The 12,460-nt window shown below is 34.7% G+C and carries 8 protein-coding genes; all 8 read right to left on the bottom strand.

Annotated features, from left to right (window positions below):
- Window positions 1–105: 105 nt before the first annotated feature.
- Entirely contained in the window at window positions 106–2,943 is a 2,838-nt protein-coding gene (gene uvrA, locus PYW31_RS10165; RefSeq protein WP_046837213.1) for an excinuclease ABC subunit UvrA, read from the bottom strand.
- Window positions 2,944–2,948: 5 nt separating this feature from the next.
- A complete protein-coding gene (uvrB, locus tag PYW31_RS10170; RefSeq protein ID WP_046837212.1) occupies window positions 2,949–4,931 on the bottom strand; it encodes an excinuclease ABC subunit UvrB in 1,983 nt (660 codons plus the stop codon).
- Window positions 4,932–5,243: 312 nt separating this feature from the next.
- Window positions 5,244–5,474: a CsbA family protein gene (locus tag PYW31_RS10175; protein ID WP_046837211.1), complete on the bottom strand. Its 231-nt coding sequence runs from the start codon at window positions 5,472–5,474 to the stop codon at window positions 5,244–5,246.
- Between the two features lie 5 nt (window positions 5,475–5,479).
- Window positions 5,480–6,121 carry a YfbR-like 5'-deoxynucleotidase gene (locus PYW31_RS10180; RefSeq protein ID WP_046837210.1) on the bottom strand — a complete coding sequence of 214 codons (642 nt, stop codon included), beginning with the start codon at window positions 6,119–6,121 and terminating at the stop codon, window positions 5,480–5,482.
- A gap of 296 nt (window positions 6,122–6,417) precedes the next feature.
- Entirely contained in the window at window positions 6,418–7,359 is a 942-nt protein-coding gene (locus PYW31_RS10185; protein ID WP_046837209.1) for a COG3942 and LysM peptidoglycan-binding domain-containing protein, read from the bottom strand.
- Window positions 7,360–7,662: 303 nt separating this feature from the next.
- A protein-coding gene (prfB, locus tag PYW31_RS10190; protein ID WP_101116931.1) for a peptide chain release factor 2 occupies window positions 7,663–8,779 on the bottom strand; the annotation gives its coding sequence in 2 pieces (ribosomal slippage) (window positions 7,663–8,706 and window positions 8,708–8,779; 1,116 coding nt in all).
- A 222-nt stretch (window positions 8,780–9,001) separates the two neighbouring features.
- Window positions 9,002–11,539 (bottom strand): preprotein translocase subunit SecA, encoded by a 2,538-nt coding sequence (gene secA / locus PYW31_RS10195; RefSeq protein WP_046837207.1) that lies wholly within the window; start codon window positions 11,537–11,539, stop codon window positions 9,002–9,004.
- 309 nt (window positions 11,540–11,848) lie between these two features.
- The gene (gene hpf, locus PYW31_RS10200; protein WP_046837206.1) at window positions 11,849–12,415 is read right to left on the bottom strand and encodes a ribosome hibernation-promoting factor, HPF/YfiA family; all 567 of its coding nucleotides are present in this window, start codon (window positions 12,413–12,415) and stop codon (window positions 11,849–11,851) included.
- Window positions 12,416–12,460: the final 45 nt, after the last annotated feature.

Consider the following 12,460-nt stretch of genomic DNA (forward strand, 5'->3'; position numbering starts at 1 on the left):
ACTTCTTTTTCTAATTAACCTTTATTATAACAATAAAATACATGATTATGCTTAGTTTCAACAAACAGAGGGTGCTCAAATGAACACCCTCTGTTGTTTATAGTATTATCGTTTTACCGTATCTCTTTCTAATACAGCTTTTAAATATTGACCAGTGTAACTTTCTTTTACTTCAGCAATATCTTCTGGTGTGCCTGTAGCTACAACGGTTCCGCCACCGTCTCCTCCTTCTGGTCCTAAATCAATAATATAATCGGCCATCTTGATAACATCTAAGTTATGCTCGATAATGACAACAGTTTCTCCATTTTCCACAAGTTTATTAAGTACTTTTAGCAAGCGGCTAATATCATCAACATGGAGGCCCGTCGTTGGCTCATCTAGAATATAAATGGAACGACCAGTAGAACGTTTGTGTAATTCAGAAGCAAGTTTCACACGTTGCGCCTCACCACCAGATAAAGTAGTTGCAGGTTGCCCTAACGTTACGTAGCCCAACCCAACATCCACAAGTGTTTGTAATTTACGATGAATCTTCGGTACTTTTTCAAAGAAAAATGTTGCTTCTTCAGCAGTCATTGCTAATATATCAGAAATGTTCTTTCCTTTATAAGTAACTTCTAGTGTCTCACGATTATATCTTGAACCACCACAAACTTCACAAGGGACATATACATCAGGTAAGAAATGCATTTCAATTTTAATAATGCCATCACCTTTACACGCTTCGCAACGGCCACCTTTAACATTAAAACTGAAACGCCCTTTCGAATAGCCTCTCACTTTGGCTTCATTAGTTTGAGCAAAAATATCTCTGATGTTATCAAAGACTCCTGTATACGTTGCTGGGTTCGATCTTGGCGTACGTCCAATCGGTGACTGATCAATATCTATAATACGCTCCAATTGATCAATACCTTGTATATCATCACAGTCTCCGGGTTTAACCTTAGATTTATTAATCTCTTTTGCTAATGATTTATATAACACTTCATTTACTAGCGTACTCTTACCAGATCCTGAAACACCTGTGACAACAGTCATTGTAGATAACGGAAAATCAACGTCGATTTCTTTTAGATTATTACTACGTGCACCTTTAACACTTATCTTTCTATCTGTAATTTCACGACGTACTTCAGGCACTTCTATACGTTTTTTACCACTTAAATATTGACCAGTTAAGGATTTTTTACTATTCATTACCTGCTTTGGAGTGCCACTAGCAACAATTTCTCCACCATGCTCTCCTGCACCTGGTCCAACATCTACTAAGTAATCTGCCGCCCGCATAGTATCATCATCATGTTCGACAACTATAAGTGTATTTCCAAGATCACGCATTTCTTTCAAAGTATCGATAAGTCGGTCATTATCACGTTGGTGTAACCCAATTGATGGTTCATCTAAGACATAGAGTACACCTGAAAGTCTTGATCCAATTTGAGTAGCCAAACGAATACGTTGTGCTTCTCCACCAGATAAAGAACCTGACGCACGATTAAGCGTTAAGTATTCTAAACCAACATTATATAAAAACTCAAGACGTGAAATGATTTCCTTTAATATTTGATCTGCAATTTTTTGATCTTGGTCTGACAATTCAATATGTCGATAATGATATAACGCTGTTTTGATTGAATTTTCAACAATTTCACCTATATTTTTCCCAGCGACATAAACAGATAACGCCTCAGGACTCAAACGTTTACCATGACATGTCTCACAAGGTAGTTCCGTCATGTACTTGCTCATCATTTCTCTCACGAGTTCTGAGGGAGATTCATGGTAACGTCGATTAATATTATTGATAACACCTTCAAATTCCATAGTACGTTTACGTGTTGTACCGTTTCGCTGTTTAAAGACAAATTCAATTTCTTTGCCGTTTGAACCATTAAGGATAATATCTTTTTGTCTAGCTGTTAATGTTTTAAATGGTTTATCCATGTTAATTTTGTATACTTCACATACACGATTTAACAGTGTTGGATAAAAATCAGAACTCGTTGGTTCCCATGCTACAATAGCACCTTCGTTTAATGTTTTATTTTTATCAGGTACGATTAAATCTAAGTCTACTTTTAATTTTTGACCTAAACCATCACAAGTTGGACATGCTCCAAATGGACTGTTAAAACTGAACATTCGTGGCTCTAATTCTCCAATTGAAAATCCACATATTGGACATGCATGATTCTCAGAGAACTTTAATTCATCGCCGTCAATGATATCTACAATTAAACTACCTTCTGAAAGATTCAAGCCAGTCTCAATAGAATCAGCAAGACGCGCTTCTATGCCTTCTTTGACCACAAGTCTATCAATAACAACTTCAATTGTATGATTTTTATTTTTGTCTAATTCAGGTACTTCATTTACATCTGTAATCTCACCATCTACACGTACGCGTACATAACCTTTTTTGCTGATATCATCGATAAGTTTTTCTTGTGATCCTTTTCTATGTGAAACCACAGGCGCTAATAGTTGAATCTTAGAACGTTCTTCAAGCTGCATGACGCGATCTACCATTTGCTGAACGGTTTGGGATTCTATTTCAATACCATGATTGGGGCAGAATGGCTTTCCAACACGAGCATAAAGCAGACGAATATAATCATATATTTCAGTAACTGTCGCTACGGTTGATCTTGGGTTCTTACTTGTCGTCTTTTGATCGATAGATATTGCTGGAGATAAACCTTCTATAGTGTCCACATCAGGTTTATCCATTTGACCTAAAAACTGTCGTGCATAAGCACTCAAAGATTCTACATATCTGCGTTGTCCTTCCGCATATATCGTATCGAAGGCGAGTGAGGATTTGCCCGACCCTGATAGACCTGTCATAACAATGAGTTTATCCTTTGGTATTTCAATATCTACATCTTTTAAATTGTGGGCGCGTGCCCCTTTTACTACAATGGATGGTTGTTTCATATTTGTCACCCTTCTGCTTTTAATTCAAATAACATATCTCTAAGTTCTGTAGCTTTTTCGAAATCTAAATCTTTAGCTGCTTGCTTCATTTCTTTTTCTATATTGGCAATCGTTTTTTGTCGTTCTTTTTTCGTCATTTTCTTAGGTACTTCAGTTTGTTGTTGTTCATTTGTTTCATCATTATCAACTGTAGCACTAATGACATCGTGTATTTTTTTATTGATTGTAGTTGGCGTAATGTTATGTTTTTCATTATATGCTTGTTGAATCGAACGACGTCGCTCTGTTTCATCCATAGCGAAGCGCATAGAGTCAGTAACCTTATCTCCATACATAATAACTTCTCCACCACTATTACGCGCTGCACGTCCTATGGTTTGTACGAGTGACCGTTCTGAACGTAAGAAACCTTCTTTGTCTGCGTCGAGAATAACTACAAGCGAAACTTCAGGAATATCGATACCTTCACGTAATAAATTAATCCCTACGATGACATCGTAGGTGCCCATACGCAAATCCCGAATGATTTCAATACGTTCTAACGTTTTAATTTCAGAGTGTAAGTAGTTTACTTTAATTCCCGCTTCTTTTAAATACGTCGTTAAATCTTCACTCATTTTTTTAGTCAACGTGGTAACTAACACACGTTCATTACGTTCTATGCGTTCATAAATTTCGCTGATTAAATCATCAATTTGATTTTCAGTTGGACGTAAATCAATCTTAGGATCTAATAATCCGGTTGGACGAATAATTTGTTGAACCATTTCATCTGTATGTTCTAACTCATATGGCCCTGGTGTTGCAGATACATAAACAAGTTGATTAGTTTTATCTTCAAACTCAGAAAATTGCAAGGGTCTGTTATCCAAAGCACTCGGTAGACGGAACCCATGATCGACAAGCACCTGCTTACGTGCACGGTCACCATTATACATACCCCTTATTTGTGGTAACGTCACATGTGATTCGTCGATCATCACTAACCAATCGTCTCCAAAATAATCTAAGAGTGTATACGGTGTAGAACCCATAGGTCTTAATGTTAAATGTACTGAATAATTTTCAATACCAGAACAAAAGCCCATCTCTCTCATCATTTCTAAGTCATAATTCGTACGTTGTTCTAAACGTTGTGCTTCTAGTAATTTATTCTCAGAGCGTAATTCAGTTAATCGCTCTTCTAATTCTGTTTCAATTCTTTGAATGGCTGATTTCATTTTTTCTTCGCGTGTTACGAAATGGGATGCTGGGAAGATAGCGAAGTGGTCACGTTCTCTTAATACTTCCCCTGTTAGATAATTCACTTCTCGTATGCGATCAATTTCATCACCAAAAAACTCTACCCTAATACACATTTCTTCACGAGAGGCTGGAAAGATTTCTACTACATCTCCTCTGACACGGAACGTCCCGCGTCTAAAATCAATATCGTTTCTTGTGTATTGAACATCTACAAGTTTTCTTAAAAGTTCACTTCTATCCATTTCCATACCTACTCGAACACTAACAACTAAATCCCGATATTCTTCGGGATTACCTAAACCATAGATGCAACTTACACTTGCGATAATAATAACATCATCCCGTTCAAAAAGTGCACTTGTAGCGGAGTGGCGTAATTGATCAATTTCATCGTTAATTGAAGCATCTTTTTCTATAAATGTATCTGTAGATGGTACATACGCTTCTGGTTGATAATAATCATAATAACTGACAAAGTATTCTACTCTATTTTCTGGAAAAAATTCTTTAAATTCACTATATAATTGTCCTGCTAATGTTTTATTATGAGCGATAATCAACGTAGGTTTGCCTACTTGCTGAATAACGTTACTCATTGTAAATGTTTTACCTGTACCCGTAGCCCCAAGTAATGTTTGGTGTCTTTTGCCTTCGTTTACACCCTTTACAATTTCTTTTATCGCTCCTGGTTGATCACCTTGTGGTTCAAAGTCAGATTGTAGTTTAAATGGATAGTGTTCCATAGTGACACACGCCTCCTATATTTTTTCTAGTTACTATGAACATACTTTATGTGCCTATTCCCTATGTTAAAAATTGTATGTTTAATATCTGCATATGCTTAATCTTGTTATATATTTTAACAGATTTCAAGTTATTAAAGCAAACATTTGTTCGCATAAATAACATAGTTTACTATAAAGAAAAAACAAACATAGTGACGTTACCATGTTTGCCTTAATTGCTTATGCCAATTTTAATTTTTTATTATTTAGGATATATTATTATAATGTTTTCACTTTACTATAGCAATTTAGTTGCTCAATACACATTGTTCAGTCATCTTCTTTTTTATGTAATTTTAATTGGTCAATAATAATGTAACCAGCTAATAATGAGACAACATCGATAAAAATGATCCATTCGTTATGAAAAAATCCCTTTTCTATTGAGGCGCCAACAATGACAAATGCCAAAATTGACCCTACCCACTTGCTTCTAGTTAATACGCTAAATAATACAACGAGAATGCATGGAAAAAATGCTGCAAGCATAAACCAAATCATTCACTTCACCCATTTCTATTGTTTAGAATGGCCATCGTCGTTTCTCGTAACTCTTTTCTTGGTATAAATTTCTCTGTTAACATTTCTGGAATAATATTATCGATAAAATCTTGTACTGAACTAAGATGATCGAATTGCATGATTGTCTCTAAAGACATTTCATATATTTCAAAAAATAACGGCTCTGGATTACGTTTTTGTATTTCTCCAAATGTTTCATATAATAAATCTATTTTATCAGCGACCGATAGTATCTGGCCTTCAAGTGAATCGTCTTTGCCTTCTTGGAGCCTTTTACGATAAATATCTTGATAAGGTTCTGGAATTTCTTCATTTATAAAGTGGTCTACCATTTCTTCTTCAACTTGTGAGAACAATTTTTTTAATTCCCCACTTGCATACTTCACTGGCGTTTTAATATCTCCAGTAAAAATTTCTGCAAAATCATGGTTCAAAGCTTTTTCATACAAACTTTTCCAATCAACTTCATTGCCATGGTATTCCTCTACCGTTCCCAAATATTGTGCAATTTTAGCAACTTTAAATGAATGCGCAGCGACATTATGTTCAAAGTATTTAAATTGTCCCGGTAATCTAATTAATTTTTCTAAATCAGATAAGCGTTTAAAATATTGATGTACTCCCATGACATCGCCTCCTAGTTTATTTAATGATTGATTATACTTGTTTTTATAATATCATTCAACAATCAAAATGTCTTATCAATATAACTGAAGATAGATAATTATTTTTATGATATAGATAATTTAATAAATCAATTACTTTTGTTGCCTAATAATATAACAACCACTCCTCTATATTATTGGAGTGGTTGTTATATTATTGAATGCTTATTGAATTAGAAATACACATTATGGCGAGACTTTTAGCGTCTTGTATTCTCACGTTACTGTATTCATTAATGATTGATTATAATCAATCATTAATGAATATAGTTATATTGATATGCATTATGAATTGTTCTATATGACTTTTGTCCTAGGCCTTGCCAATTCATTTCTGATACTAAAATAGAGCCGTCTGCATTTTTACGTTCTACAACACCTACATGACCATATTGGCCTGCATTACTTTGAATAATAGCTCCTACTTCCGGTGTATGATTTACGCGATAGCCGTTTTGACTTGCGGCAACAGCCCAATTATTTGCGTTGCCCCATAAATTCCCAACTGATTTACCTAGTTGTTGGCGACGATCAAACGCATAGAACGTACATTGTCCACGGTCATAATAATTACGCCCATTTGAAACTACTGGTACTTCATTATTTGGCTTTGTTGGTAAATAATCTGCGTGTGAAGTGACGCTTTGTTTCGTTACTTTTAAATCTGGGGTATGTGTCCATTCATTTTGTACTACCGGTATTGCGCGGTTTGAAGTCACAGATGTGTTTGAATTGGAGGATGAATTATCGACACGGCTACTACCACTTGTATCTTGAGTATATGTTTGATTTATTTCATTAAAATATGTTTGTTGTTGATTATTTAAATGTGCCGATCCTTTTTCTGACACTGCTAATAGTTCCCCTGGATATATCATTTCTCCTACGTTCGGATTTAGTTGATACAACTGCTCCATGGTGATATTGTACTTTAACGCTATACTTTGTATAGTATCCCCATATTTTACTTCTACTATATCGCTATCTGGTAAGATTAACTGCTCACCTACACTCACATCATATTTGTCTGATAATTGATTTAATGCTTTAATTTCACTCGTTGTTGTTGCGAAGGTTTGTGCTATATCAGATAAATTAGTATCCTCTTTTACTGTATGTACTTGATCGGCTGAAGCGATACTATTAATTCCCAAAAATAATGCTGTCGATGTTACAAAAAATGCTATTCCCTTCTTCATGATGTCTCAATCCTTTGCTGTTTTAATTTTATTCACCATTAATATAGCACAAAATATTATATCTTTTTCTTATGTTACCCGAATGTAATATAACCGTTATTTTATATGTTGGGATTTTTATTTTATAACGTCAACAAAACAACATAAACATTGATCTGACAATGTTTAAACTTATTATTTACCATTCCTCAGTTTAAGGCGTGTAATAAGAATATTTGAAAATTACATTTATTTATGTTCCTCTTTAATCAATAAAAAACTGAACACACATGTTTAAATGTATGCTCAGTTTTTGAGTTTTCTTTAATTTTCAGAGTGATCCATTTGGCTACGTAAATAAGATTCTATAAATGGTCCTATATCTCCATCCATAACAGCATCAACTTTCCCTGTTTCTTCATTTGTTCTATGATCTTTGACCATAGCATAAGGGTGAAAAACATATGATCTAATCTGGCTACCCCAACCAATTTCTTTTTGTTCACCACGAATTTCTGCCATTTCCTGCTCTTGTTCCTCAATTTTTAATTGGTACAATTTGGATTTCAATGTTTTCATAGCAGCTTCTCTATTTTTGATTTGAGACCGTTCATTTTGGTTATTGACTACTATACCAGAAGGGTGGTGAGTAATTCGAATTGCGGATTCTGTTTTGTTAATGTGTTGTCCACCTGCACCTGATGCTCTAAACGTATCAACGGTAATATCATCAGGGTTGATATCAATTTCAATTTCTGTATTATTAAATTCTGGTATAACATCACACGATGCAAATGATGTATGTCTTCTGCCAGACGAATCAAATGGTGATATACGTACTAGACGATGAACGCCTTTTTCTGCTTTTAAGTAACCATAAGCATTATGTCCTTTTATGACTAAAGTAACACTCTTAACACCCGCTTCATCTCCAGGCAAGTAATCGGCAATTTCTACCTTGAAACCTTTTTGTTCACAGTAACGTTGGTACATTCTTAATAACATGTTCGTCCAATCTTGAGACTCTGTACCGCCAGCGCCTGGGTGAAGTTCCATAATTGCACCATTTGCATCATAAGGCCCATCAAGTAATAGTTGTAATTCAAATTGATCTATACTTGTTTTGAACTCCATAACATTTTGCTCTAAATCATGTTTCATGAGCGCATCATCTTCTTCAAGCAATAGCTCTCTTGTAGTATCCATATCATCAATTTCAGATTCTAAACCACGGTATGCATTTACTATAGATTTTAATGCGTTATTTTTATCAATGACTGCTTGGGCCTCATTTTGGTCATCCCAAAAAGTAGGGTCAGTCATCTTTTCTTCATATTCTTGAATATTTGTCTCTTTTTCTTCTAAGTCAAAGAGACCCCCTAAGTTGTTCTAATTTTTCTTTATAGTTATCTATATTACGCTTAATTTCTGATAATTCCATTAGACATCTCTCCTGTTATTGTACGAATGATAAATTTATTAAACTCCAAAATCATTTTATTCAATATAACTATTCTACAAAAGTTTTATATTAATGCCAACTTTATTCGTCTCACAACATCTTTCAGTTAATATAAGATAAATTCACTTCAAGACAAATAAAACTGGAAGTTGATAGCATTACCATCAAGTCTCCCAGCTTTAAATAAGCATCACTTATACATTATGCACCGTGACAATTTTTGTATTTTTTTCCACTACCACATGGACAAGGGTCATTTCTACCTACATGTTCATCTTTAACAAAAGGCTCTGATTTTGTATCCTCTTTAGAATTATCACCATCTGCAGATACATGTTCCGCATTACCAAAATTTGTCGTTTTATCTCTTTCTAAATCATCTTCCACAGAAACGACTGATTTCAAGATAAACTTACTTACATCTTCTTCGATATTCTCCATCATCGTATCAAAAAGTTGATGCCCTTCATTTTGATAGTCACGCAGTGGATTTTGCTGACCGTATGAACGTAGGTGTATACCTTGACGCAACTGATCCATTGTATCAATGTGATCAGTCCAATGATTATCTATTGAACGCAGTAAAATCATACGCTCAAATTCATCAAACTGGCTACCAATTTTTTCTTTTTGATCTTTTAAGCCTACTTCAACTTTAGACCAAACCACATCAAAGATATCTTCTTTGTCTTTACCTTTAATTTCTTCTTCTTTTAAATCACCTTCGTTTAAGAACACGTCATCAACATAATTAATAAATGGTTCATAATCTGGCTCATCATCTTCATCATTCACATGATAGTGTACACTTCTTTCAAGCGTTGAACGGAGCATTGCATTGACCAATTCACCGCTTGCATCACTATCAATAATTCTATTACGCTCAGTATATATAATTTCACGTTGTTTACGTAATACATCATCATATTCTAGAACACGTTTACGTGCATCGAAGTTATTACCCTCAACACGTTTTTGCGCAGATTCAACGGCGCGGGACACCATTTTGGATTCTATCGGTGTAGAGTCATCCATACCTAAGCGGTTCATCATACTTTGTAAACGTTCAGAACCAAAGCGAACCATCAATTCATCTTGTAATGATAAATAGAAACGACTATCACCTCTATCACCTTGACGACCTGAACGACCACGTAATTGGTCATCAATACGACGAGACTCGTGGCGCTCTGTACCAATAACGGCTAGACCACCAATTTCTTCTACGCCAGCGCCAAGTTTAATATCAGTACCACGACCTGCCATGTTCGTAGCAATCGTAACTGCTCCACGTTCGCCAGCGCCAGCTACTATTTCCGCTTCACGTTCATGGTTTTTAGCATTTAACACATCATGACGCACACCATTTTTCTTCAATAAATTTGAAATATATTCGCTGGTTTCAACTGCCACTGTTCCTAATAATACTGGCTGACCTAACTTATGTTTCTCAATTACGTCTGCTACAACCGCATCAAATTTACCTTTTTGGCTAATATATATTAAATCAGGTTTATCAATACGTTGAACAGGTTTGTTTGTAGGTATTTGAGTTACAGTCATATTATATATATTTCTAAACTCTTCTTCTTCCGTCTTCGCTGTCCCTGTCATCCCTGATAATTTATTATACATTCTGAAATAGTTTTGGAATGTAATTGAGGCCATTGTTTTAGATTCATTTTGAATCTTCACACCTTCTTTAGCTTCAATAGCTTGGTGTAAGCCTTCAGAAAAACGACGACCAGGCATAGTACGTCCGGTAAATTGGTCTACAATTAACACTTCGCCGGCATTCACCATATAATCAACATCTTTTTGAAGCGTTACATGTGCACGCAAAGCTGTATTAATATGACTAATAATATCGACGTTTTTAACATCATATAAATTGTCAATTTTAAACATACGCTCTGCTTTATCCGTACCTTGTTCTGTTAATTGTACGGCTTTTGTTTTTTCATCAAAATTATAGTCGTCTTCGTTTTTTAACATTTTAGCAAAAACGTTTGCTTGAGTGTATAGGGAAGTTGATTTTTCTGCTTCACCTGAAATGATTAATGGGGTACGGGCTTCATCGATTAAAATAGAATCGACCTCATCAATAATAGCGTAATGAAGTGGTCTCATTACACGTTCTTCCGCATAGTTAACCATGTTATCACGTAAGTAATCAAAACCTAACTCATTGTTTGTACTATACGTAATATCACTTGCATATGCTTCTCTTTTTTCATCTGTACTCTTGCTGTTTAAGTTTAGTCCTACAGATAACCCAAGGAATTCATAAAGTTCTGCCATTTCTTCACTTTGACTACTTGCTAAGTACTCATTTACTGTGATTACATGGACACCACGTCCTGTTAATGCATTTAAATAAGTTGGCATCGTCGCAGTCAATGTTTTACCTTCACCTGTTCTCATTTCAGAGATATCACCATTATGAATTGCGATCCCCCCCATAACTTGTACTTTATAAGGGATCATATTAAATACACGTTTTGAACCTTCTCTCACTATAGCAAAGGCTTCTGGTAAAATATCATCAAGCATTTTATTTTGCTTTTTCACATCTTCTTCTTCACGTAATTTAGCTTGAAATGCTTTTGTTTTTTCTCTAATCTCTTCATCAGTTAATATCGACATATCCTCTTCTAACGCTAGGACTTTGTCGGCTAATTTACCAAGGCGCTTTATTTCTTTTTTATTGCCATCTGCAATTTTTGATAAAAAACCCATTCTGTTCGCTCCTTTAGCTTTATAACTCTTAGCTTACAACATCTTATGATACCATTTATAAGCTGAAATTTACATTTATTCACTTCACTCTTTAAACTCTCGTTTAGCTTGTTTAACTTGTAATTATCCTTCATTACTCATCAAGAATTTTCATATTTCTATATATTTTTATTATACACTTAAAATATACACATATTGTTGGTCAACTTTCAAATTATTACATACTAACATAGCAAAAAATGAGCGTCCATGATTTAACACAATCATGGACGCTACGGCTAATTATTATTTAGTATGATTTAACATAAATTATTCAGTTGTTTCGATTAAACCATATTTTCCATCTTTTCTTTTATACACAATACTAGTGCCGTCTGTTTCACGATCTGTGAAAATAAAGAAATCGTGTCCCAGCAAATCCATTTGTAGCACTGCTTCTTCTGAATCCATTGGTTTTAAACTGAAATTTTTTGCACGAATGATTTCAATATCATTGTCACTATCATCACTTTGAAGTTCAGCTGCTTCATTTTCTTCTGGTAATGATGCGAATACTTCTTGATCGCCACGATTACGTTTTTTACGATTGACACGCGTTTTGTATTTTCTTACTTGTCTTTCAAGTTTACCATTGATTAAATCAATGCCTGCGTATAAATCATCATGGCGTTCTTCAGCTCTTAAGGTAACATTTTTCAATGGAATAGTTACTTCAATTTTTGAAGCTGAATTTTGATAGGTTTTGACTTTAACGTGTGCAGTTGCATTTGGCACATCATTAAAGTAACGTTCTAATTTACCAATTTTCTCCTCAATATAGTTGCGAATCGCATCAGTAATAGTGAGGTTCTCCCCGTGAATTTCAAATCTGATCATAGTAATCGACTCCTTTAAAAACCTCTATATTGGTAATATTGCTTA

The sequence above is a fragment of the Staphylococcus succinus genome, assembly GCF_029024945.1.
GTDB lineage: Bacteria > Bacillota > Bacilli > Staphylococcales > Staphylococcaceae > Staphylococcus > Staphylococcus succinus.